At 72.8% G+C, this 22,556-nt stretch carries 25 protein-coding genes and 1 pseudogene; 16 read left to right on the plus strand and 10 right to left on the minus strand.

Annotation, left to right across the window (positions count from 1 at the left end):
- Nucleotides 1–43 precede the first annotated feature (43 nt).
- The 5 genes and pseudogenes from AB0K07_RS25985 to prcA all read left to right on the plus strand — a co-directional run.
- A complete protein-coding gene (locus AB0K07_RS25985) occupies nucleotides 44–1,315 on the plus strand; it encodes an acyltransferase (protein ID WP_363758529.1) in 1,272 nt (423 codons plus the stop codon).
- A 136-nt stretch (nucleotides 1,316–1,451) separates the two neighbouring features.
- A complete protein-coding gene (locus AB0K07_RS25990; RefSeq protein ID WP_363758532.1) occupies nucleotides 1,452–1,667 on the plus strand; it encodes a ubiquitin-like protein Pup in 216 nt (71 codons plus the stop codon).
- Nucleotides 1,668–1,672: 5 nt separating this feature from the next.
- Nucleotides 1,673–2,344: an endonuclease VII domain-containing protein gene (locus tag AB0K07_RS25995; RefSeq protein WP_363758534.1), complete on the plus strand. Its 672-nt coding sequence runs from the start codon at nucleotides 1,673–1,675 to the stop codon at nucleotides 2,342–2,344.
- Entirely contained in the window at nucleotides 2,263–3,102 is an 840-nt protein-coding gene (gene prcB / locus AB0K07_RS26000) for a proteasome subunit beta (protein ID WP_363758537.1), read from the plus strand. Before AB0K07_RS25995 ends, prcB begins: the two co-directional genes overlap by 82 nt.
- Nucleotides 3,103–3,163: 61 nt before the next feature.
- Nucleotides 3,164–3,874 (plus strand): annotated as a pseudogene (gene prcA / locus AB0K07_RS26005) (proteasome subunit alpha); the annotation flags it as partial.
- 186 nt (nucleotides 3,875–4,060) lie between these two features.
- Here the strand turns inward: prcA and AB0K07_RS26010 are convergent.
- The 6 genes from AB0K07_RS26010 to rfbB are packed head-to-tail and all read right to left on the minus strand — an operon-like array spanning nucleotide 4,061 to nucleotide 9,340.
- Nucleotides 4,061–5,086, minus strand: coding sequence for a glycosyltransferase family 2 protein (locus AB0K07_RS26010; protein WP_363758540.1), 1,026 nt, complete (start codon nucleotides 5,084–5,086; stop codon nucleotides 4,061–4,063).
- Nucleotides 5,083–6,390: a polysaccharide biosynthesis protein gene (locus AB0K07_RS26015; RefSeq protein ID WP_363758542.1), complete on the minus strand. Its 1,308-nt coding sequence runs from the start codon at nucleotides 6,388–6,390 to the stop codon at nucleotides 5,083–5,085. The genes AB0K07_RS26010 and AB0K07_RS26015 overlap by 4 nt, the downstream gene beginning before the upstream one ends.
- The gene (locus AB0K07_RS26020; protein WP_363758545.1) at nucleotides 6,387–7,088 is read right to left on the minus strand and encodes a glycosyltransferase family 2 protein; all 702 of its coding nucleotides are present in this window, start codon (nucleotides 7,086–7,088) and stop codon (nucleotides 6,387–6,389) included. The genes AB0K07_RS26015 and AB0K07_RS26020 overlap by 4 nt, the downstream gene beginning before the upstream one ends.
- Nucleotides 7,081–7,452 carry a DUF2304 domain-containing protein gene (locus AB0K07_RS26025; protein WP_363758548.1) on the minus strand — a complete coding sequence of 124 codons (372 nt, stop codon included), beginning with the start codon at nucleotides 7,450–7,452 and terminating at the stop codon, nucleotides 7,081–7,083. The genes AB0K07_RS26020 and AB0K07_RS26025 overlap by 8 nt, the downstream gene beginning before the upstream one ends.
- Complete coding sequence (gene rfbD / locus AB0K07_RS26030; protein ID WP_363758551.1) at nucleotides 7,449–8,342, minus strand: dTDP-4-dehydrorhamnose reductase; 894 nt, start codon at nucleotides 8,340–8,342, stop codon at nucleotides 7,449–7,451. The genes AB0K07_RS26025 and rfbD overlap by 4 nt, the downstream gene beginning before the upstream one ends.
- Nucleotides 8,339–9,340: a dTDP-glucose 4,6-dehydratase gene (gene rfbB / locus AB0K07_RS26035; protein WP_363758554.1), complete on the minus strand. Its 1,002-nt coding sequence runs from the start codon at nucleotides 9,338–9,340 to the stop codon at nucleotides 8,339–8,341. Before rfbB ends, rfbD begins: the two co-directional genes overlap by 4 nt.
- A gap of 87 nt (nucleotides 9,341–9,427) precedes the next feature.
- On the opposite strand from rfbB, the gene rfbA reads away from it, so the two are divergent.
- The 4 genes from rfbA to AB0K07_RS26055 all read left to right on the plus strand — a co-directional run bounded on the left by rfbA (nucleotide 9,428) and on the right by AB0K07_RS26055 (nucleotide 12,624).
- A complete protein-coding gene (gene rfbA / locus AB0K07_RS26040; RefSeq protein WP_363758557.1) occupies nucleotides 9,428–10,315 on the plus strand; it encodes a glucose-1-phosphate thymidylyltransferase RfbA in 888 nt (295 codons plus the stop codon).
- Complete coding sequence (rfbC, locus tag AB0K07_RS26045; protein ID WP_363758560.1) at nucleotides 10,312–10,935, plus strand: dTDP-4-dehydrorhamnose 3,5-epimerase; 624 nt, start codon at nucleotides 10,312–10,314, stop codon at nucleotides 10,933–10,935. Before rfbA ends, rfbC begins: the two co-directional genes overlap by 4 nt.
- 68 nt (nucleotides 10,936–11,003) lie before the next feature.
- Entirely contained in the window at nucleotides 11,004–12,362 is a 1,359-nt protein-coding gene (gene pafA, locus AB0K07_RS26050; protein WP_363758563.1) for a Pup--protein ligase, read from the plus strand.
- Nucleotides 12,363–12,429: 67 nt separating this feature from the next.
- Nucleotides 12,430–12,624, plus strand: a complete 195-nt coding sequence (locus AB0K07_RS26055) for a hypothetical protein (RefSeq protein WP_210910883.1) — start codon at nucleotides 12,430–12,432, stop codon at nucleotides 12,622–12,624.
- 182 nt (nucleotides 12,625–12,806) lie between these two features.
- Here AB0K07_RS26055 and AB0K07_RS26060 read toward each other — a convergent pair whose 3' ends face one another.
- Complete coding sequence (locus AB0K07_RS26060; RefSeq protein WP_363758566.1) at nucleotides 12,807–13,892, minus strand: DUF3866 family protein; 1,086 nt, start codon at nucleotides 13,890–13,892, stop codon at nucleotides 12,807–12,809.
- Nucleotides 13,893–13,950: 58 nt separating this feature from the next.
- Nucleotides 13,951–14,952: a cation diffusion facilitator family transporter gene (locus AB0K07_RS26065; protein ID WP_363758569.1), complete on the minus strand. Its 1,002-nt coding sequence runs from the start codon at nucleotides 14,950–14,952 to the stop codon at nucleotides 13,951–13,953.
- 129 nt (nucleotides 14,953–15,081) lie between these two features.
- On the opposite strand from AB0K07_RS26065, the gene AB0K07_RS26070 reads away from it, so the two are divergent.
- The 6 genes from AB0K07_RS26070 (at nucleotide 15,082) to AB0K07_RS26095 (ending at nucleotide 19,959) form a co-directional block, all read left to right on the plus strand.
- The gene (locus AB0K07_RS26070) at nucleotides 15,082–16,077 is read left to right on the plus strand and encodes a WYL domain-containing protein (protein WP_363758572.1); all 996 of its coding nucleotides are present in this window, start codon (nucleotides 15,082–15,084) and stop codon (nucleotides 16,075–16,077) included.
- Nucleotides 16,074–17,138, plus strand: a complete 1,065-nt coding sequence (locus tag AB0K07_RS26075; RefSeq protein WP_363758575.1) for a YafY family protein — start codon at nucleotides 16,074–16,076, stop codon at nucleotides 17,136–17,138. The genes AB0K07_RS26070 and AB0K07_RS26075 overlap by 4 nt, the downstream gene beginning before the upstream one ends.
- 10 nt (nucleotides 17,139–17,148) lie before the next feature.
- Nucleotides 17,149–17,394, plus strand: a complete 246-nt coding sequence (locus AB0K07_RS26080; protein WP_363758577.1) for a hypothetical protein — start codon at nucleotides 17,149–17,151, stop codon at nucleotides 17,392–17,394.
- Between the two features lie 204 nt (nucleotides 17,395–17,598).
- Nucleotides 17,599–17,892, plus strand: a complete 294-nt coding sequence (gene tatA / locus AB0K07_RS26085; protein ID WP_089021067.1) for a Sec-independent protein translocase subunit TatA — start codon at nucleotides 17,599–17,601, stop codon at nucleotides 17,890–17,892.
- Between the two features lie 18 nt (nucleotides 17,893–17,910).
- On the plus strand, nucleotides 17,911–18,864 hold the full coding sequence (gene tatC / locus AB0K07_RS26090) for a twin-arginine translocase subunit TatC (protein WP_363758580.1): 954 nt from the start codon (nucleotides 17,911–17,913) through the stop codon (nucleotides 18,862–18,864).
- A 165-nt stretch (nucleotides 18,865–19,029) separates the two neighbouring features.
- Entirely contained in the window at nucleotides 19,030–19,959 is a 930-nt protein-coding gene (locus tag AB0K07_RS26095) for a diacylglycerol kinase (RefSeq protein WP_363758583.1), read from the plus strand.
- Here the strand turns inward: AB0K07_RS26095 and AB0K07_RS26100 are convergent.
- Nucleotides 19,922–20,755 (minus strand): EamA family transporter, encoded by an 834-nt coding sequence (locus AB0K07_RS26100; RefSeq protein WP_363758835.1) that lies wholly within the window; start codon nucleotides 20,753–20,755, stop codon nucleotides 19,922–19,924. The genes AB0K07_RS26095 and AB0K07_RS26100 overlap by 38 nt on opposite strands.
- Nucleotides 20,756–20,906: 151 nt before the next feature.
- Between AB0K07_RS26100 and AB0K07_RS26105 the strand changes: the two genes are divergently transcribed.
- Nucleotides 20,907–21,761 (plus strand): LysR family transcriptional regulator, encoded by an 855-nt coding sequence (locus AB0K07_RS26105; protein WP_363758586.1) that lies wholly within the window; start codon nucleotides 20,907–20,909, stop codon nucleotides 21,759–21,761.
- Nucleotides 21,762–21,771: 10 nt separating this feature from the next.
- Here AB0K07_RS26105 and AB0K07_RS26110 read toward each other — a convergent pair whose 3' ends face one another.
- Nucleotides 21,772–22,542, minus strand: a complete 771-nt coding sequence (locus AB0K07_RS26110; protein WP_363758589.1) for an HAD-IA family hydrolase — start codon at nucleotides 22,540–22,542, stop codon at nucleotides 21,772–21,774.
- Nucleotides 22,543–22,556 lie beyond the last annotated feature (14 nt).

Here is a 22,556-nt window from a genome sequence, read left to right on the forward strand (position 1 = left end):
ATGCTAGGCCGTCCCCCGATTCCTCGACCCTCACGGTGATCCGATGCTCCCCTCTGCCCGGCTGGTCGCCCGGCGTGCGGTGACGGCAGTTCCGCTGTCGAACGCGTACGCCGGCCGCGCCAACAGTTTCGGCTTCCTGCGGCTCTGCTTCGCCATCGCGGTCGTCCTCGCGCACACCGCGGTGATCGGTTACGCCCGGCCGCTGACCGAGGTGGTGGACGTGGCGGGCCTGGGGGTGGCCGGATTCTTCGGTATCTCCGGGTTCCTCATCACCCGCAGCGCCAGGCGCAGCTCCCTGCCCCGTTACCTGTGGCACCGCGCCCTGCGCATCTGGCCCGGCCTCTGGGTGTGTCTGCTGTTCATCGGTCTCGTGGTGGCCCCGGCCGTCTGGTACGCCGAACGCGGCCACCTGGACGGGCTGTGGCGCCACCCCACGGGGGTGGTCAACTTCCTGCAGGCCAACTGGTGGGGCGGCTACCGCCAGCAGGGGATCGTCGACGTCTTCCGGGACACGCCGTACGGCGACCAGACCCGTCGGAGCGTCCTCGACGGCTCGCTCTGGACCCTCAGCTACGAGATCTTCTGCTACCTGATCGTGGCGGCGCTGGCCGTGGTGGCGGTGCTGCGCCGCGCCCGCTGGCTGGTGCTCGTGGCCGCAGTGCTCGTCTTCGGCCTGCTCTGCTGGAACCAGTACGAGACGCTGCGCTTCGGCGGGTCGACCTACTTCACCAGCGGCACCCTCGGTCCGCTTCCGCTACTCGGCGGCCTCAGCAAGCTCTGGTTCCTGCGGTTCGGTTTCATGTTCCTGGTGGGCGCGGTCGCCGACCTCTACAGCGACAAGCTGCCCATCAGCGACGTCCTCGGGGTGGCCGCTCTCGTCCTGACCGGCTGGCAGACCCTGGAGGGCCACCTGTTCGGCCCCGCGCTGCTCGCCTACGAGTACGCCATCCTCTACCTGGCGGTGCGGCTGCCCCGGCTGCTGCACGCGGTGGGCCAGAAGAACGACTACTCGTACGGCATCTACATCTACTCCTTCGTGGTGCAGCAGACACTGGCCTGGCTGGGGGCCGCGGCCTGGGGGTTCGTCGGCTACTTCGCGGTGATCATGGTGTGCACCGTCGGGCTGGCGTTCCTGTCCTGGCACCTGGTGGAGAAGCAGGCACTGCGGTTCAAGGACTGGAAGCCGCGCCTCCGCCGCCGCCCGGGGTCGCCCAGCGGCGCTCCGGTGGAGCAGCCGCGCCAGCGGGAGCCGGAGCGCGGGCCGGTCGCCGAGCCGGTGCCGGTCGCGGCCGACGGGCCGGCGCACCGCGGCTGACGGCCGGCACGTAGCTGCCGCTGTGCCCGCACTGATCGCCGACGGCGATCGGTGCGGGCCGAACACGGCTGACGCGGGGGCTTCCTGTCGCCTCCGCGGGGTAGATTTCATGCCAGGCGATCTGGAGGAGGCAGCAATGGCCACTCGTGACAGCGGCGGTCAGTCGCAGTCCGGCAAGTCCCGGCAGGACGAGGAGATCGAGGACGTCACCACCGAGGCCAACCCCGAGGTGGCCGAGCGGCACGCCGAGATCACCGAGGACGTCGACGACCTGCTCGACGAGATCGACTCCGTCCTCGAGGAGAACGCCGAGGAATTCGTGAGAGGTTACGTGCAAAAAGGGGGCCAATGAGCCCTATGTCCGATTTGCCCTCAGGATCGGACAAAGAGTGCCCGCAGTGTAAGCGGCTGCTGCTTTCCACGGATTTCCACCGTGATCGTCGGCGGGCGGACGGCCTCGCCTTCTACTGCAAGGCGTGTGCCGCTGCCCGGTCCGAGGCGAGTCGGCGCAAGCGCGGCGTAGCCCCACAACGGAAGTCGTCGACGCCAGTCGCCGAAGGTCTCAAGTGGTGCCCGGACTGTGAGCAAATCAAGCCGCTGGAAGCGTTTCCCACCACCACGACAAAAGCCAGTGGCCGGCACAGCTACTGCAAACCCTGCCATAATGCCCGAGGCAAGGAGAGCAAGCAGCGGCTGTACGGCGGTAGCCGCGAGTACCACCTGCGGCGGCGCTACGGCATAGGGGAGAAGGAGTTTCAGGAGCTCCTGGCCGAGCAGGGCGGGGTCTGCGCGATCTGCGGCGGCGCGGACCCGCAACATCTGGACCACGATCATCGCACCGGATGGGTGCGCGGGATACTCTGCTTCAACTGCAACGGTGGTCTTGGCCAGTTCCGTGACAGTCCCATGAGGCTGGCCAGGGCGATCACGTACCTGAGAGGAACCACGTGGCAGCGGGCTTTGATCCATCCGGGCGTCTACCAGATGTGTTCACCAACGCGGGGACGTCCTCCTTCACCACGTTCCTGAGCCGGGTGGCGCCCGAGATGCTGCCCGGTCGACGGCCGCTACCGCCGGGCATGGCCGCCGACCTGGCACCGCACGCGACCACCATCGTGGCCATCTCGGCCGTCGGCGGTGTGGTGATGGCCGGCGACCGTCGGGCCACCATGGGCAACCTGATCGCCCAGCGCGACATCGAGAAGGTGCACCCGGCCGACGCGTACTCGCTGGTCGGCATCGCGGGCACCGCGGGCATCGGCATCGAGCTGATGCGACTGTTCCAGGTGGAGCTGGAGCACTACGAGAAGATCGAGGGCGCGATGCTCTCGCTGGACGGCAAGGCCAACCGGCTGGCCTCGATGATCCGGGGCAACCTGGGCGCGGCCATGCAGGGGCTGGCGGTGGTGCCGCTCTTCGCCGGCTTCGACCTCGCCTGCGCCGACCCGGCGAAGGCCGGCCGGATCTTCAGCTTCGACGTGACCGGCGGCCCGTACGAGGAGACCGGCTACGACGCGATCGGCTCCGGCTCGCTGTTCGCGAAGTCGGCGCTGAAGAAGCGTTTCCGGGCTGGCCTGTCCGTCGACGACGCGACCCGGCTGGCGGTCGAGGCGCTCTACGACGCGGCCGACGACGACACCGCGACGGGCGGACCGGACCTGACCCGACGGATCTACCCGGTGGTGATGACCGCGACCGCCGAGGGCACCCGACGGCTGACCGACGCCGAGACGGCGGCGATCGCCGAGGGCGTGGTCTCCGGCCGGATGGAGAACCCGGGCGGTTGAGCCCCGTCCACCCCCACCAGTCAGCAGTCGTCAGCACAGCGCCGTAAGGAGAACCGCCGCCGTGGCCATGCAGTTCTACGCCTCGCCCGAACAGATCATGCGCGACCGCTCCGAGCTGGCCCGCAAGGGCATCGCTCGGGGTCGCAGCGCGGTGGTCCTCAGCTACTCCGGTGGAGTGCTCTTCGTCGCGGAGAACCTCTCCAGCGCCCTGCACAAGGTCAGTGAGATCTACGACCGGATCGGCTTCGCCGCCGTCGGCCGGTACAACGAATTCGAGAACCTGCGCCGCGCCGGCGTGCGGATGGCCGACCTGAACGGGCTCAGCTACGACCGGCGGGACGTCACCGGCCGGGCGCTGGCGAATGCGTTCGCGCAGACGCTCGGTGCGATCTTCACCGAGCAGTCGAAGCCGTTCGAGGTGGAGATCTGCGTGGCGGAGGTCGGTGCCACCCCGGAGGACGACGAGCTGTACCGGCTCACCTATGACGGCTCGGTCAACGACGAGCCGGGCCGGATGGCCATGGGTGGCCAGGCCGAGGCGATCACCGGCGTGCTGAAGTCGCAGCACCGTGCCGACATGTCCCTGGCCGAGGCGGCCAGGGTGGCCGTGCAGGCGCTGAGCAGCGTCGGCGGGGAGGGCGGCGCCGCCCGGACGATCGCCGCCAACCAGCTCGAGGTGGCAGTGCTGGACCGCCAACGGGTGGGCCGTACCTTCCGCCGGATCACCGGCGGGGCGCTGACCGCGCTGCTGGACGGCGATGTCGCGTCCGCCGAGGAGCCGACGGAGGCCGCGGGCGGTCCCGGCACGCCCACGGTCCCGACCGGGGAGGCGCACAAGCCGACGACGTCGGCGGGATCGGCCGACCTGGAGGACAGGCCGGCCGATGGCGGCGAGCGGTAGCTGAGTTCCGTGCCGGTGCTGGTGCCGCCCGCGGGCGGCACCAGCACCAGCCGTGTTCTACCGTCGCAGCAGCGGCCTGGTCAGGGCCCAGTAGCCACCGGCGAGGGCGTTGAACGCGCCGAGCCCCAGTGCGGTCGGCACCCCCGAGGGGGTGACCCGGCCGGTCATCAGCTCGGCGATGACGCCGTCAGGCACCCGGCGCTCCGCCTGCAGCTGCCGCCGGCGGGCGCGTACCCAGGCGCGGTTGCGCCACAGCCAGCCCCAACCCCGGATCTTCTGCTTCGTCCAGCCGCCGAAGATCGCGGCGGTGAGCATGGCGACCTCGGTCAGCACCAGCGCCGGGGCGAGGACGGCGAGGGTCCGGGCCTCGTACGCGGTGAACAGGGTGACCAGCCTGTTCCGCTCGACCAGGTAGAGCTTCAGGGCGTTGCGGGAGAACTCGTAGTGGTGGCGCACGACGGCGTCCGGCACGTACTCCAGGCGCAGGCCGCGTTGCCACAGCCGCAGGCTGAGTTCGGTGTCCTCGTGGTAGGCGAAGTACTCGGCGGCGAAGCCGTCGAGCTCCTGCCACAGCCGGCGGCTGATGACGAAGCAGCAGCCGCTGAGAGAGGGTACGACCCGCCGCTCGGCGTGGGCGCTGGCCGGCTCACCGTTGCCGCCGGCCCAGGAGAGCCCGGTGAAGTGCAGGGGGTTCCCACTGGTGTTGATCAGCTCGGGGGTGTCGGCCAACCGGATCGACGCCATGGCGGCGCCGACACCCGGCTCGGCGGCCACGGCGGTGGTCTTCGCCAGGGCGTCGTGGGCGACCACGGCGTCGGAGTTGACGAACGCGAGCCAGTCCCCGGTGGCCTCGGCCGCGCCCACCCGGCAGCCGCCGGAGTAGCCGGTGTTCTGCTCTGGTCGCACCACCCGTACCCCGGGGAAGCCCTTGACGACGTCGATGCCGTCCCCGGTGCAGCCGTTGTCGACCACGATCAGTTCGACGTCGACATCGGTGCTGGCCATGACGGCCTGGGCGGCGGTGACGAGGTAGGGCTCCGGGCCGTAGGCGAGCATGACCGCGCTCACCCGGGGTCGGGTCATCGAATGCCTCCGGAGGGGCCGACGGCGACGGTGTCGCGTGCTGGGGCGGGCGAGGGCGCGACCCGGACGGCGCCGCGGAGCAGGATGGCCATGACGGCGGCCACCACCAGCGAGCCGCTGGCGTAGCCGAGCTCGACGCGGAGGGCGACCGGGAGCGGGATGAGCGTCACGGCGACGAGCACCGCCACGCCGGCGCACCAGGCGACGGCCTGGGCCCGGTGCCGGTCGAGGGCGAGCAGTGCCTGACCGAGCACCATCGCCCACAGGTAGGCGAGGGTGGCCGCGGCGAGCCAGGCGAAGTCGTCGTGGCCGAGGACGTCCGGGGCGTCGAAGAGGGTGCGTACCAGCCAGGGGCCGAGCAGGATGGCGAGCAACGCCCCGGTGACGCCCAGGGCGGTGACCACGCCCAGGGCGCGGCGCAGCAGGCTGTGGAAGGCGGCCTGGGCGCCGGTGGCGGCCGAGGTGGCCAGGCCGGGCAGCAGCGACGCCTGGAGTGAGGCGAAGACGAACAGGGGGATGCGGACCAGGACGAGGGCGGAGAGCAGCGCCCCGGCGGTCGCGACGTCGGACGGGGCGAGCACCCGGACGTTGATCACGCCGATGTTGACGACGACCTGGGAGAGCAGGCTCGAGACGACGAGCAGGCCGAGGCCGCGCAGCAGCGGCGTCCAGGCCACGGGGGTTCCGCCGCCGAGTGCCCGCAGCACGGGCGGCGTGGTCAGCGCCACCCCGAGCAGGGGGGCGATGACGAGCACGGCGCCGAACCACACGGCGGAGGTGACGCCGGTGAGGCCGAGCAGGAGGACCAGGCCGATCCGCAGTCCGCCGTCGAGGGCGAGCTGCGTGCCGTACCAGGGGAACAGCTGCAGGCCGGAGAGCACCCCACGGGTGGTGTGCGCCACCGCGAGTGCGGCGAGCGCTCCGACCAGCACGGTGACCATCGTGCGGTCGCCGTCGAAGAGCCGGTCGGCGAGCGGCCCGCGGGCGACGACGATCAGCACGACGAGCACGAGCAGGACGGCGGCCGCGAGGGTGCCGCCCCGCACGAGCACGGGCCCCGCCGGTTGGCCCTGGCTGCGCCGCGCGGCGACGATCCGGGCGATTTCCTGTTCGAAGGGCATGAACAGGCCGATGCCCAGGGTGAACACGATCGTCCAGAGCACCGAGAGCGAGGAGTAGTCGGCCTCGGTGAGGCTGTGCCCGGCCACGGCCAGGTGCACGTACGAAGCGAGCCCCAGAAGGGCCAGCCCGGCACCGACGGCGACGGTACCGGGCGGGACCAGACTCAGCAGCCGCCGGATCACCGGCGGATGAGCGCCAGCGTGAGCACCGCGAACGCCCGACCCAGGTAGATCATCGCCTTGGCGGGGGAGTGGCTGGGGGTGCCGGCCATCCGCTTGCGCATCGCCACCGGCACCTGCCGGATGCGGTAGCCGCGGCGGGCGGTGTGCACCAGCGTCTCCACCGTGTCGCCGAGATATTCGGCCGGGTACCAGCTGGCGAACATCTCGATCACCCGCCGGTTGGCCGCCCGGAAGCCCGACGTGGTGTCGGTGAGCTTGGTCCGGGCGACCCGGGACAGCACGGCGGAGAGCATGACCATCGCCCAGCGGCGGGGGCCGCGGACGCTGTAGTCACCCTCGCCGGCGAACCGGGCACCGATGATCAGGTCGTTGTCGTCGAGCATGTCGACGAGCTTCGGCACGTAGCGTGGATCGTGCTGGCCGTCGGCGTCCACCTGGATGGCCACGTCGTAGTCGTGGTCGCGGGCGTACCGGTAGCCGAGGCGCATCGCCCCGCCGACACCGAGGTTGTACGGCAGTTTGGCGACCCGGGCGCCGGCGGCGGCGGCGACGGCCGCGGTGCGGTCGGTGGAGCCGTCGTCGACGACGAGGACGTCCACGCCGGGCAGTTCGCCGCGGACCTCGCCGACGACGTCGGCGATGGAGCCCGACTCGTTGAGGGCCGGGATGATGATCAGGGTGCGCTTGCCGTTAACCATCGGTGGACACCAGTTCGTCTCGGGCTGCCTTGTCCGCGTCGATCTGCGCGCGGAGGAGGGCGAAGTCTTCGGCCAGGGTGCGGGTCTCCTCCTCCAGGGCACTGACCTCCCAGCTGAGGTGCACGCAGACCAGCAGCAGGAAGACGATGCCGAGGAAGAGCACGAGGCTGACACCGGAGGCGACGCCGAGGAGTTCGGCGACGTTGTCGAGCAGCCGGGGGAAGAGGGACAACGGGATGACGATCACCAGCACGCCCAGCCAGAGCATGCCGTACTTCTCGCGCAGCTGGCGGCGGCGCAGCAGCTCGATGATGGTGGCCAGCAGTATGAGGCCGGTCAGGCCGGTGACGAGGGTGAGTTTCATGTGACCTTCCACGGGGCGGCGGGCGAAGCGGCGGAGGAGTCGAAAGCGGCACCCAGCGTGGCCCGCCAGTCCGGCAGCAGTGGCAGGCCCGCAGCGGCCCAACGGCCGTGCGCTAGCACACTGTACGCCGGTCGGGGAGCGGGACGCGGAAACCGGTCGCTTGTGGTGGGTCTGATCCGGTCCGGGTCCAGCCCGCGCAGCGCGAAGGCCTCCCGGGCCAGCCCGTACCAGGTGGTCTGGCCGGTGCAGGTGCCGTGGTAGACGCCCGGGGCGGCCCGGCCGGCCAGCGCCGCGTCGGCGAGGGCCACCAGCCGCTCGGCGAGGGCGTAGGACCAGGTGGGCTGGCCGTGCTGGTCGTCGACCACGTCGAGGTGCTCGCGCTGCTCGGCGAGCCGGAGCATGGTGGAGACGAAGTTCGGGCCGTGGGCGCCGTACAGCCAGGCGGTGCGCACGACGTAGCCGCCGTCGGGCAGCACCCGGGCGACGGCCCGCTCGCCGGCGAGCTTGCTGCGGCCGTACGCGTTGACGGGCGCGGTGGGCGCGTCCTCGGCGTACGGGGTGTCGGCGTCGCCGGCGAAGACGTAGTCGGTGGAGACCTGGATCAGCCGGGCGCCGGTGTCCGCGCAGGCCGACGCCAGGTGCGCGACGCCGTCGCCGTTGACCAGGGTGGCGGCGGCCTCGTCGGCCTCGGCGCCGTCGACGTCGGTCCACGCCGCCGCGTTGATCACGACGTCGTGCCCGGTCACGGTGGCCCGGACCGCCGCGGCGTCGGTGAGGTCGAGGTCGGCGCGGGTGGCGGCGGTCACCTTCAGGTCCGGCCGGCCGTCGAGCACGGCGGTCAGGTCCCGGCCGAGCATGCCGCCGGCGCCGGTGACGAGCAGTCGGGTCATGCGGCCGGGGCCGACTTCAGCGGCTCCCACCACGCCCGGTTGTCCCGGTACCAGCTCACCGTGTCGGCGAGGCCGCGGTCCAGGTCGATGCTCGGCGCGTACCCCAGCTCTTCGTTGATCTTGGTGATGTCGAGCGAGTAGCGGCGGTCGTGGCCCTTGCGGTCGGCGACCGGGACGACCCGGTCCCAGCCGGCGCCGCAGGCGTCCAGCAGCCGGCCGGTGAGCTCCTTGTTGGTCAGCTCGGTGCCACCGCCGATGTTGTAGACCTCGCCGGCGCGACCCTTCTGCTGCACGAGGGCGATGCCCCGGCAGTGGTCGTGCACGTGCAGCCAGTCGCGGATGTTGCCGCCGTCGCCGTAGAGCGGGACGGTCCCCCCGTCGAGCAGGTTGGTGACGAACAGCGGGATGACCTTCTCGGGGAACTGGTACGGCCCGTAGTTGTTGGAGCAGCGGGTGACCACTACGTCCATGCCGTGGGTGCGGTGGTAGGCCAGGGCGAGCAGGTCGGAGCCGGCCTTCGAGGCCGAGTACGGCGAGTTCGGGGCGAGGGGCCAGGTCTCGGTCCAGGAGCCCTCGTCGATCGAGCCGTACACCTCGTCGGTGGACACGTGCACGAACCGGCCGGTGCCGTGGCGCAGCGCGGCGTCGAGCAGGGTCTGGGTGCCGAGCACGTTGGTGGTGACGAACGGGGCGGCGCCGGCGATGGAGCGGTCGACGTGCGATTCGGCGGCGAAGTGCACGATCACGTCGTGTCCGGCGACAACCTCGTCGACCAGGGTCGGGTCGCAGATGTCACCCTGCACGAACCGCAGGCGGGGGTCGTCGCGTACCGGATCGAGGTTGGCCCGGTTGCCCGAGTAGGTCAACTTGTCGAGCACGGTCACGGCCGCCGGTTCGAGCGCGGGCACGCCCGCGGCGCTGCCCATGGGCTTGCCGAGCAGCAGGCGAACGTACTCCGACCCGATGAATCCGGCTCCGCCGGTGACGAGGATCCTCACGGGTCCGGAAGTGTACGCGAAACGCGGCGGCGACCCTAGGACGCGACCCCCGCGCACGTTCCGTATCCATGCCGGTAGGCTCCCTCGGTGCGCGGAATCCTACTCGCCGGTGGCACCGGATCCCGGCTCTGGCCGATCACCCGGGCGGTGTCCAAGCAGCTGATGCCGGTGTTCGACAAGCCGATGATCTACTACCCGCTCTCCACCCTGGTGATGTCCGGGGTGCGGGAGATCCTGGTGATCACGACACCGGAGGACCAGGACCAGTTCCGCCGGCTGCTCGGCGACGGCAGCCAGTTCGGGCTGCAACTGGAGTACCTGAGCCAGGCGCGCCCGGAGGGCATCGCGCAGGCGTTCATCCTCGGGGCGGACTTCATCGGCGACGAGTCGGTGGCGCTGATCCTCGGCGACAACATCTTCCACGGCGTCGGCCTGGGCCGGCAGCTCGCCGACCACCGTGACCTGGTCGGCGGCCGGGTCTTCGCGTACCCGGTGGCCAACCCCCAGGAGTACGGCGTGGTCGACTTCGACGCCGACGGTCGGGTGCTCTCGATCGAGGAGAAGCCGGCCCGGCCGAAGTCCCGCTACGCGGTGCCGGGCCTGTACTTCTACGACAACCGGGTCGTCGGCATCGCCGGCAAGCTGACCCCCAGCGCCCGGGGCGAGCTGGAGATCACCGCGGTCAACGAGGCGTACCGGGAGACCGGGGAGCTGTCGGTGACCGTGCTCGACCGAGGGACCGCCTGGCTGGACACCGGCACCTTCACCTCGATGATGCAGGCGGGCGAGTTCGTCCGGGTGGTCGAGGAGCGCCAGGGCCTCAAGATCGGCTGCGTCGAGGAGGTGGCCTGGCGGGCCGGCCTGATCGACGACGCGCAGCTCCGCGCGCTCGCCGAGCCGCTCACCAAGAGCGGCTACGGCGACTACCTGCTCGGCCTGCTGGCCGAGCAGGACGGGCCGCAGGTGAGCCGATGAAGATCCGGGAACTGGGCATCGAGGGCGCCTGGGAGATCACTCCGCAGCAGCACGGCGACCCGCGCGGCATGTTCATGGAGTGGTACCGCTTCGACCGGCTCGCCGAGGTGGTGGGGCATCCGTTGCGGCTGGCCCAGGCCAACCTGTCGGTCTCCGCCCGCGGGGTGGTGCGCGGCATCCACTTCGCCGACGTGCCGCCCGGGCAGGCCAAGTACGTCACCTGCGTACGGGGTGCGGTGCTCGACGTGGTGGTGGACCTGCGGGTGGGCTCGCCGACCTTCGGCCGGTGGGAGGGCGTCCGGCTGGACGACACCGACCGCCGGGCCGTCTACCTCAGCGAGGGGCTGGGGCACGGGTTCTGCGCGCTGACCGACGACGCGACGTTGAGCTACCTGTGCTCGGCCACCTACAACCCGACCGGCGAGCACGCGGTGCACCCGCTGGACGAGGAACTGGGCATCGACTGGCCCGCCGACGTCCCGCTGCTGTCCGCCCGCGACGACGCGGCGCCGACGCTGGCGCAGGCCCGCGAGCGGGGGCTGTTGCCGGAGTACGACAGCTGCCGGCGCTTCGTGGCGAGCCTCGGCCAGGACGGAATGTCGCACTCAGCCGGTATGTGACCGCCCCTCGGGCACGACCTGTGGTGTGACAGTGACGAACGGGCCCTCCGGGCGGCTAATGTCACACCATGGAGCGGCGAATCTTCGGCCTCGAGACCGAGTACGGCGTCACCTGCACCTATCGCGGGCAGCGGCGGCTGTCCCCGGACGAGGTCGCGCGGTATCTGTTCCGTCGCGTCGTGTCCTGGGGTCGGTCGAGCAACGTGTTCCTGCGTAACGGGGCCCGGCTCTACCTGGACGTCGGGTCACACCCGGAGTACGCCACACCGGAGTGCGACTCGGTGACCGACCTGGTGGCCCACGACCGGGCCGGCGAGCGGATCCTGGAGGGCCTGCTCGTCGACGCGGAGAAGCGCCTGCACGACGAGGGCATCGCGGGTGAGATCTACCTGTTCAAGAACAACACCGACTCGGCCGGCAACTCGTACGGTTGCCACGAGAACTACCTGGTCTCCCGGCACGGCGAGTTCGGCCGGCTCGCCGACGTGCTCATCCCGTTCCTGGTCACCCGGCAGTTGATCTGCGGGGCCGGCAAGGTCCTGCAAACCCCGCGCGGCGCGGTCTACTGCCTGTCGCAGCGGGCCGAGCACATCTGGGAGGGCGTCTCCTCGGCGACCACCCGCAGCCGCCCGATCATCAACACCCGTGACGAGCCGCACGCCGACGCCGAGCGCTACCGGCGCCTGCACGTGATCGTCGGCGACTCCAACATGAACGAGGTCACCACGCTGCTCAAGGTCGGCACGGCCGACATCGTGCTGCGGATGATCGAGGCCGGGGTGGTGATGCGCGACCTGTCCCTGGAGAACCCGATCCGGGCGATCCGGGAGGTGTCGCACGACATCACCGGCCGGCGCAAGGTCCGCCTGGCCTCCGGCAAGGAGGTCAGCGCACTGGACATCCAGCAGGAGTACCTGGCCAAGGCCACCGAGTTCGTGGAGCGTCGCGGCGGCGACCAGGGGGCCAAGCGGGTGGTCGAGCTGTGGGGCCGGGTGCTGCACGCGGTGGAGACCGGTGACCTGGAGCCGGTCTCCCGGGAGATCGACTGGGTCACCAAGCTGCGGCTGATCGAGCGCTACCAGCGCAAGCACGACCTGCCGCTGTCGCACCCCCGGGTGGCGCAGATGGACCTGGCCTACCACGACCTGCGCCGCGGTCGTGGCCTCTACGGGCTGCTGGAGCGCCGCGGTGAGGTCGATCGGGTGGCCACCGACCCGGAGATCTTCGAGGCCAAGGAGACCCCGCCGCAGACGACCCGGGCCCGGCTGCGCGGCGAGTTCATCCGGCACGCCCAGGAGAAGCGGCGGGACTTCACCGTCGACTGGGTGCACCTGAAGCTCAACGACCAGGCGCAGCGCACCGTGCTCTGCAAGGACCCGTTCCGGGCGTACGACGAGCGGGTGGAGCGGCTGATCGCCAGCATGTGACCGGTGTGCCGGCCCCGGCGGTGGTGTCCGCCGGCGGGGCCGGCCGGCCCGGTAGGCTGGGCGCGCCATGACGACTTCTGGACCTTCCGACCGCTCCGAGCGCGGCACCGAGCGGCAGAACTGGGTCGAACGCCGGCGGGAGAAGATCCGCGCCGAGATCGACCGTAACCGGCGCGGTGAGTACACCGTGCCGACGTGGGTGCTGGCCCTGGCGCTGGTGCTCATCGTGGGTGGCTGGCTCGCCCTGATCTTCCTCGCCTGATCCCCGCTGGCCCGGCCGGGCCACCGCTGGCCCGAGCGGGCCGCCGGGTCGGGTAACCGTCGCCGGTCACCGGACGCCCGATCCCGCGGCGCGCCTGCGTCGGGAGCTGATCGAAGCCCTGCCCCGCGACCAACGCCCCGTGATCCGCTGACCCGCGTGCGTCGGCTCGCCCTCGGCGAGGGTCAGGGGAGCAGGGTGGTGGCGTGGCGGCCCGCCGCGGCGGCGGCCAGGAAGTAGGGGTGGTCGGCGTCGAGGCCACGGCCCATCGTGGACAGTGGCACGGCGCTGGCCCGCAGCGCGGCGTCGAGGCCGGCCGTGGGCACCCGGACGATCCGGTGCCGGGCCGCCAGGGGGGCCAGCGCCTCGTCCACCTCGGCGGCCAACGCCGCGTCCAGCTCGTCGGGCACCACCAGCTCCGCGGAGGCGAGCGCCACCCGGCCGTACGCGGTGAGGCTGTGGTGCGACACGCCCCGGTGCCGGGGGCGGGGGTCCGCGGCGGAGATCCGCAGCGATCCGACCGGTCGGCCGCCCAGCGTGGCGATCGCGTTGACCGCCTCGCCGACGGCGACCCCGGAGAAGCCCCACCGGGTGCCGGTGCCCAGGTTGCCGGGCCCCTGCGCGACCACGGCCACGTCGGCGCGCAGCACGTACCGGGCGGCGAGCAGGCCGCCGTGCAGGGTGGTGGCCTCCAGGTCGCCGCCGAACGCCTGCCCGACGGTGATCGTGCCGGCCAGCTCGGCGCGCAGCCCGGCGAGGGTGCGGGAGAACCAGGCCGGCAGCGCCCCGCCGTCGGTGAGCAGGTACGCCACCCGGGCGTGCGGGGCGTCGGCCCGGATGCCGGCCAGGATCGCCGGGAGGGCCGAGTGCAGGTCGGCGGTCACGACCGGCAGCCCGCCCAGGTCGTCGGCGTCGGCCAGCACGTCCCGGTGCGGGGACGCCTCCTCGTCGACGCCGAGCAGGATCGGTTGCAGCGGGGTGTAGCGGGCCTTGACGAGGTGCCCCGCGTCGCGGGTGTCGCCGGCGTCGGCCGGGTCCGGCGGCAGCCGGTCCGGCAGGGCCACCACCAGGGCGTACCCGCCGGTGCCCAGCCCCATCAGCAGCGCCCCGGCGTTGAGCAGCACCCGGTCGCCGGGTTCGGGCGTGCCGACCAGCTCCGGATAGGCCAGCGCCCGCATGCGGGTGCCGTCGGGCAGGTCGACGTCCAGCTCGACCGCCCCGGTCCACTGCCGTCGCAGCGCCGCCACCGTCCCCGCCCGCCATCGCACCATGACGGGCACGCTAGCCGCGCGGGCCCGACGCCCCGCGCCCGGGTGGTCCGGGCGTGGTTCAGGTCGGGTCGGGTTCGCCGCCGGCGTCCGGGCTCGGCCGGGCCTGGGTGTTCCGGGCGCCGCCGGCCGCGCCGGGCAGTGAACGGGTGGGGTCGAGGAAGACGTAGCGGATCTCCGGGTACCGCCCGGTGAGCCGGCGTTCGGCCTCGTCGGCGGTGGCCTCGATGGCCGCGCCGGTGGCCTCGTCGCGGAAGTCGACCTTCGCGGCGACCAGGATGTCGTCCGGGCCGAGCTGCATGGTCAGCAGGGTGTCGATCCGTTCCACCTCGGGCAGCCCGGCCAGCTCCCGCTCGATCTCCTGATGCAGCCGGGCCGGGACCGCCCGGCCCACCAGCAGCGACAGGTTGTTGCTGGCCAGGATCCCGGCGACGGCCAGCAGCAGCAGACCGATCAGGATCGACGCGATGCCGTCCCACACCTCGTCGCCGGTGGCGTGCGACAGGCCGACTCCGAGACCGGCCAGCAGCAGACCGATCAGGGCGGCGCTGTCCTCCAGGAAGACCGCCTTGACGGTGGTGTCGGCGGTCAGTCGCAGGAACCGCTGTGGGGTCGTCTCCCAGCGTCGGGACTCGCGACGGACCTGGCGTGCGGCCCGGGCCAGCGAGATCGACTCGATGACGAAGGACACCCCCAGCACGATGTACGAGATCAGGTAGTCGCCGCTGTGCTGGTGCACCAGGATCGTGGTCACGCCGTGGGTGACGGCGAAACCGGCGCCGGCGACGAAGGTGAACATGGCGGCGAAGAACGCCCAGACGTAGCTCTCCTTGCCGTACCCGAAGGGGTGCAGGGCGTCCGCCGGCCGCGCGCCACGGCGCAGCGCCTGGTAGAGCAGCACCTCGGTGGTGGTGTCGGCGACCGAGTGCGCCGCCTCGGAGAGCATCGCGGCCGAGCCGGAGATCAGCCCGGCGATCAGCTTCGCGACCGCGATGGCGAGGTTGGCCGCCCCGGCGACGACGACGGTGCCGACGCTCTCGGTCTTGACCTCCGCTTCCGACATGAGGGCCAGCCTATGGCCGGTCGCGGCCCGGCCGCTCGGCTTGTGCTTCCGGTCCGACCGATCCGAACAGATGTGCGGCACGCCAGCGTGGGTGCACGTCTCGGGCGTGTCGACTGCTAGCGTCTACCCGTGTCGCGGACCCGCACCGAACGCCTGGTCAACCTGGTGATCTGCCTGCTGTCCACGCGACGGTTCCTGACCGCCGCGCAGATCGCCGCGACCGTGCCCGGTTACGAGCACGATCCGGACGACGCGCGTGACCACGAGGCCTTCCAGCGCAAGTTCGAACGGGACAAGGCCGAGCTGCGTGAGCTGGGCGTGCCGCTGGAGACCGGGACGGCCAGCGTCTTCGACGCCGAGCCCGGCTACCGGATCGCCCACCGCGAGTACGCGTTGCCCGACATCCCCCTCGAACCGGACGAGGCCGCCGCCGTGGGGATCGCCGCGCGGCTGTGGCAGCACGCCGGTCTCGCCGCCGCCGCGTCGTCGGGGCTGGCCAAGCTGCGCGCCGCCGGGGTGGACGTGGACCCGCAGGCCACGCTGGGCCTGGAGCCGATGGTCACCGTCGACCCGGCGTTCGCGCCGCTGACGGCCGCCGCCCGCGACCGCCGCGAGGTCGGGTTCGACTACCGGGTACCCGACCGGGACGCGCCCAGCCGCCGGCGGTTGCAGCCGTGGGGCGTGGTCTGCTGGCGTGGCCGGTGGTACGTGGTCGGCCACGACCTGGACCGCGCGGCGACGCGCTGCTTCCGGCTGTCCCGGGTGGTCGGCGCGGTCCGGGTGGCCGGCGCGCCCGGTGCTTACCAGCCGCCGGCCGGCGTCGACCTGATCAGCCACGTGGCGCGCTGGTCGGGCCCGGTGGAACGCACCGGCCGGGCCACGGTGCTGGCCGCGCCGGGCCGGGCCGCCGGGCTGCGCCGCTGGGCTGTCGAGGTCACCGCCGGGCCCGACGGCGACCGGCTGGTCCTGCCGTACGCCGACCCGGACGGGCTGGCCGGCCAACTCGTGCGCTACGGCCCGGACGTGCGGGTGCTCGACCCGCCGGAGGTCCGCGAGGCGGTCATACAGCGGCTCAAGGAGATCGCCGCCCGGCACGACGAACTGGTCGTGGGGGGTGCCCGATGACCCGGCCGGCCGCCCGGGGCGGCTCCCGGGCCTCCGCCGACCGGTTGGCCCGGCTGCTCAACCTGGTGCCCTACCTGCTGGCCCGGCCCGGCATCGAGATCGCCGAGGCGGCCGGTGACCTGGGCGTCACCGAACGGCAGCTACGCGAGGACCTGGAGCTGCTCTGGGTGTGCGGGCTGCCCGGTTACGGCCCCGGTGACCTGATCGACATGGCCTTCGACGGCGACCGGGTGACCATTACCTACGACGCCGGCATCGACCGCCCGCTGCGGCTCACCCCCGACGAGGCGCTGGCCCTCGTGGTGGCGCTGCGGATGCTCGCCGAGACGCCCGGCGTGGCCAACCGGGACGCCGTCGAGCGGGCCCTCGCGAAGATCGAGGACGCCGCCGGGGATCTGGTGGGCGCGCCCGTGGCCGTGCGGCTGCCCGGGGACACCCGGCGGGTGGAGGCGCTGCGCGCCGCCGTGGAGGGTGGCCGGGCGCTGCGGATCACCTACTACACGGCCGCCCGGGATGAGACCACCGACCGCGTCATCGACCCGCTGCGGATGCTGATGGTCGGCGGCCTGGCGTATGTGGAGGCGTGGTGTCGCCGCGCGGAGGCCGTCCGACTGTTCCGGGCCGACCGGATCGACGCGATCACCGAGCTGGACGAGCCGGCCACGGTCCCGCCGCAGGCGGTCCCGCACGACCTGACCGAGGGCGTCTTCCGCCCCTCGCCCGACCTGCCGCTGATCACTCTGCGGCTCGGCCGGGGCGAGCGGTGGATCACCGAGTACTACCCGTGTGAGCGGGTGGAGGCCGGCGACGGCGACCAGTGGCTGGTCTCGCTGCGGGTGACCGACCTGGGCTGGGCGCGCCGCTTCGTGCTCGGCCTCGGCGCGGACGCCACCGTGGTCGCCCCGGTCGAGCTGGCCGAGCAGGTCCGGGCGACGGCGGCCGCCGCACTGGACGCGTACGCCGTGCCCGCGCCCACCGCCGCGCCCCGGCGGCCCGAGGCCGATCCGGCGACGACCGACGCGCCGTCCGGCGACCCGGCGGTGGTTGGCCGCACCCAGTAGGCTGACCGCCGTGCTGACATGGATCGTGCTCGCGGTTGTGCTGCTCCCGCTCGTGGCGCTCGCGCTGGCCGTGCGTCCGGTGCTGGCCCGGCTGCCCCGGCTGCGCCGCGCCGCGGTGGCGCTGCAGCGACGGGCCACCGAGGCCGAGGCGCTGCGGGAGACCGCCGAGGCGCTGCAGCAGCGCGCTGAGGGCGTTCAGCGCCAGCTCGACACCACCCAGCGGCGACTCGCCGTGATCAAGGCCAAGCGCGGCTGATCGACCCCCGTCACAGCTCCGTCCCGGCCGGGGCGGGGCGTTGTGGAAGCGACCGCCCGGCGATGGTTGACTGATCATCGCGGTTGGTCAAGACTTCACCGGCCGGGCCCGGGATGATGGTCCCCGGCAGGTGGCAACCGGCCGATCCGCACGTACGATGGGCTGCGTACCGCCCCCGGACACACAGAGCGACTGGAGCTTCTCATGGGTGCCCTCAAGCCGTGGCACATCGCGGTTCTCGTGGTTGTGCTGATCCTGCTCTTCGGTGCGAAGCGGCTCCCCGACGCGGCCCGCTCGCTCGGCCGCTCGCTGCGGATCATCAAGGCCGAGACCAAGAGCCTGCAGGACGACGACCGCGACCTCGCCGAGAAGGCCGACGCGCAGGCCGGCTACCAGCCGCTGCCGCCGCAGGTCGGGCAGCCGCAGCAGGCGCCGTACCAGCAGGCGCCGCCGCAGCAGCCGGTCGCCGACCCGGTGCACCGCGTCCGCGACAACTGACCGAGAGGCCCGAGCACCGTGGCCTTCGCACTGCGTAAACGCGGCCCGAGCACCTTCGAGCGGGCCTCCGACGGCTCGATGACGCTCATCGAGCACGTCCGTGAGCTGCGCGATCGGCTGTTTCGCGCCTCGCTGGCGATCGTCGCCGGCCTGATTCTCGGCTTCTTCCTGGCTCAGCCGGCGTTCGACCTGCTGAAGGAGCCCTACTGCAGCCTGCCGGGCGCCCGGGACGCGCTCGGCAACTGTCACCAGTTCCTTCAGCTGTCACCCGCGGACGGCTTCATCCTGAAGCTGAAGCTGGCGCTCTGGATCGGCCTGATCGCTGGTGCGCCGGTCTGGCTCTACCAGCTCTGGGCCTTCATCGCGCCCGGGCTGCACCGGCACGAGCGCAAGTGGGCGTACGTCTTCGTCGCGATCGCGGCCCCGCTGTTCGCCGGTGGTGCGGTCCTCGCCTACCTCGTCGTGGACAAGGGCCTCGCGTTCCTGCTGGAGGCGGGCGTGACGGGCCTCTCCACCCAGCTGGAGGTCACCCGCTACATCTCGTTCGTCACGAACATGATCCTGTTGTTCGGGGTGGCGTTCGAGTTCCCCCTCATCCTGTTGATGCTCAACTTCACCGGCGTGGCCAGCGCCCGGCGGCTGCTGAGCTGGTGGCGCGCGGTCATCTTCATCTCCTTCGCCTTCGCGGCCATCGCCACACCGGATCCGGGCCCCTTCGGCATGACTTTGCTGGCGCTGTCCCTCTCGCTGCTGTACTTCGTGGCGGTCGGGGTGGCGTTCATCAACGACAAGCGGCGTGGGCGCGGCAAGGAGGTCTACGCCGGCCTCGACGACGACGAGGTGTCGCCGTTGGAGCACGACCCCGAGCCGGTCGAGGCGGGGCAGCGGGTCGACGTGAGCGCACCGGTCGGCGTACCGGAGCCGATCGCCCCACCCGCTCCGATCGAACGCCGCTACGACGACATGACCTGACGGCCCCCGCCGTCCGGTCCGCCGACGCCGTCCCCGCTCAAACGGGGGCGGCGTCGCCGCATGTTCGCCCGAAACCGCCGTCGCCGCGTGACCCTGAGCGCCCGGACCGCGACCACTGGTGAGGTCGTGCCCGCCCGGTGTACGGGGGGCGTCACACCGGTTACGGTGCTGCCCGTGACCGCAGACGATCACCCGCTCGCCGGTGGCCCTGTCGCCGTGCTCGCCAACCCGACCGCCGGCCGGGGACGGCACCGTGGGCTGCTGCCCCGGCTGCTGGAGGGCCTGGCCGCCGGCGGTCGACCGGTCCGACTGTTGTCGGCGGCGAGTCCCGCCGAGGCGGAGGCGGCGTGCCGCGCGGCGGTCGCCGACGGCGCTGGCGCGCTGGTCGCGATGGGCGGGGACGGCACCGTGCACCGGGCGATGCAGGCCGCCGCCGGCACCGACGTGCCGTTCGGGGCCGTGCCGGCGGGCACCGGCAACGACTTCGCCGTCGACACGGGCTTCCCGGCCGATCCGCTGGCGGCGGTGGCGGTGATCGCCGACGCGCTGCGTGCCGGCCGGACCCGCTCGGTCGACCTGGCCCGGATGACCGGCGCCGACGGCACCGAGCGCTGGTACGGGGCGGTCCTCGCGGCCGGGTTCGACGCGATCGTGAACGAGCGGGCCAACCGGATGCGATGGCCGCGCGGCCCCCGCCGGTACGACCTGGCGATCCTCGTCGAGCTGGCCCGGCTGCGGCCGCGGCGGTACACGCTGCGCCTGGACGGGGTGCCGCACGAGGTGGACGCGGTGCTGGTGGCGGTCGGCAACTGCCCGAGCTACGGCGGCGGGATGCGCATCTGCCCCGACGCCGACCCGACCGACGGGCTGCTCGACGTGGTGGTGGGTGGCCGGATCGACAGACGCACCCTGATCCGGATCAAGCCGCGCATCTACCAGGGCACCCACGTCGACCATCCCCTGGTGCGCAGCTACCGGGCGCGGACGGTGGAGTTGAGCGCCGAGGGCATCACCACGTACGCCGACGGTGAGCGTTCGCTGGACCTGCCGGTGACCGTCAGCGCGGTTCCGGGCGCGCTGCGGCTGCTGCGCTGACCCGTACCGCTCCGATGCTGGCCGCGATGACCAGCACGATGGCGGCGCACTCCAGCAGCGTCAGCTCCTGCCGCAGCACCAGCCAACCGGCCAGCGTGGCGATGGCCGGGCCGAGACTCATCAGCACCGCGAAGGTGGCGGTGGGCATCCGGCGCAGCGCCAGCAGCTCCAGGGTGTACGGCAGGCCGGAGGCGAGCACCGCGAGGGCCGTGCCGAGCGCCAGCACCGCGGGGTCGAGCAGCACCGCGCCGCCGTCGATGACGCCGAGGGGGAGGGTGACCAGCGCGGCGAGGGTCAGCGCCAGGGCCAGCCCGTCCGCGCCCGGGAACCGGCCGCCGACCCGGGCGCTGAGCAGGATGTACGCGGCCCACATGGCGCCCGCGCCAAACGCGAAGGCCACCCCGGCGGGGTTGAGCCGGTCGAAGCCGCCCTGCCCGAGCAGCGCCACCCCGGCCAGCGCCAGGCCCGCCCAGCACCAGCTGGCCAGCCGGCGGGCGGTGAACACCGACAGCGCCAGCGGGCCGAGCACCTCCAGGGTCACCGCCGGGCCCAGCGGGATCCGCTCGATGGCCTGGTAGAACAGCGAGTTCATGCCGGCCAGCGCCAGCCCGAACGCGCCCGCTGCGGCCCAGTCCGCCCGACCGTACCCGCGCAGTCGGGGCCGGCACACGATGAGCAGCAGCACGGCCGAGATCGTCAGTCGCAGGGTCACCGCGCCGGCCACCCCGGTGCGCGGGAAGAGCAGGGCGGCCACGGCGGAGCCGAACTGCACCGACAGCGCCCCGCCGAGCACCATGCCGATTGCGCCGACGCCACCGGCCCGGCCGGTCGCCGCGACGGTGGGTGCCGGCCGATCGGGCAGCAGGGTGTCGGTCACGGTTGCGACGGTAGGGGGTGCCGCGGTGGGGAGGGAAATGCCGGTTCCACTGCGGTTATGCTTCCCGGTTATGACCGTGGAGCTGCGGCACCTGCGCGCCTTCCTCGCCATCGCCGAGGAGGGCAGCATCACCCGCGCCGCCGGGCGACTCCGGGTCACCCAGCCCGCCCTGTCGCGCACGCTGCGTCAGTTGGAGGACCATCTGGGCATCCGGCTGGTCGACCGCTCCACCCACCACCTGCACCTGACACCGGCCGGCCGGTCGCTGCGGGACCGGGCCGCCGCCGCCGTCGCGGCCGTCGACGACGCGCTGGACCCGGGGTACGCCGCCGGCCGGCCGCTGCGGCTCGGGCACGCCTGGTCGGCGCTGGGCGGGCACACCGTCACCCTGCTGCGCCGATGGCGGCAGACCCACCCGGACACGCCGCTGGAGCTGCTGCGCATCGACGACCGCAGCGCCGGGCTGGCCCGCGGCGCCGTGGACGTCGCGGTGCTGCGCCAGCCGGTCGACCTGCCCGACATGCGCACCGTGCGGCTGCTCACCGAGCCCCGGCTCGCCACCGTCCCGGCGGACAGTCCGTTGGCCGAGCGGGCCGTGCTCGCCCTGGCCGACCTGGTCGACCAGCCGATCGCCGTGAACACCGCCACCGGCACCACCACGCTCGGCCTCTGGCCGGTGGACGCCGCCCCGGCGACCGTGGTGCCGGTGGCGAACACCGACGACTGGCTCGCCGCGATCAGCTCCGGTCGGGCGGCCGGGGTGACCACCTCCGCGACCGCCGCGATGTACCCCACGACGGCGGTGGCGTACCGGCCGCTCACCGACGCGCCGGAGGTCACCGTGCTGCTGGCCTGGCGGCACCCGCCCCGGCACCCGGGCGTCGCCGACCTGGTCGCGCTCGCCCACGAGGTCGTCGCCGGCTGACGCCGCCGGATCAGGCCGGCAGAGCCAGATCCAGGACGGCGCCCAGCCCGTTTTCCCGGCCGGGGTCGGCGGCCGGCAGCACCAGCACCGCGCAGCCGGCGGCCACCGCGCCCGCGTCCGCCGGTGTGTCGCCGACCATCAGCGACTGCTCCGGGTCCACGCCGAGCATGCCGCAGGCGCGCAGGAAGATCGCCGGGTCGGGCTTGCAGCGCCCCACCTCGTAGGAGAGCACGAACGCGTCGACCAGGTCGGTCAAGCCCCACGCGTCGAAGTGCGGCCGCAGGTCGAAGCCGATGTTGCTGACCACCGCCACCCGCACGCCGGCGTCGCGCAGCGCGGTCAGGGTCGGGGCGGTGTCCGGGTACGGCAGCCAGCCCTCGGCGGTCAGCAGCCGCTCGTACAGGGCGTCGGCGAAGCCCTCGATGCCCGCGTCGACGGTCTCGGCCAGCCCCGTGTAGGCACCCCGGTGGGCGTGCGGGTAGAGGTCCCGGTCGGCCCACAGCTCCGCCAACCCGGGCGGCACCCGGACCGGCAGTGGCCCGCCGGCCCGCCCGGCCGTCAGGAGCCGGTCGGCCAGCGAGGTGGCCCGGACCCGATCCAGGGTGACCCCGCACGCCGCCGCGGCCTCCAGCACCCACTGCCGCGGCTCCTCCACCTGGGCCAGGGTGCCGTGGAAGTCGAAGAGCACCGCCTTGACGGGCCGTCGGGACGCCCGGGGGGCGGCGGCGTCCTCGGCGCTGCCCGGCGGACGAGTCTGGGGCGGTTCGGCATGGTCCGGCACGCCGTGCACCCTAC

It is taken from the genome of Micromonospora sp. NPDC049301, assembly GCF_040678715.1.
In the GTDB taxonomy this organism is placed as follows: domain Bacteria; phylum Actinomycetota; class Actinomycetes; order Mycobacteriales; family Micromonosporaceae; genus Micromonospora.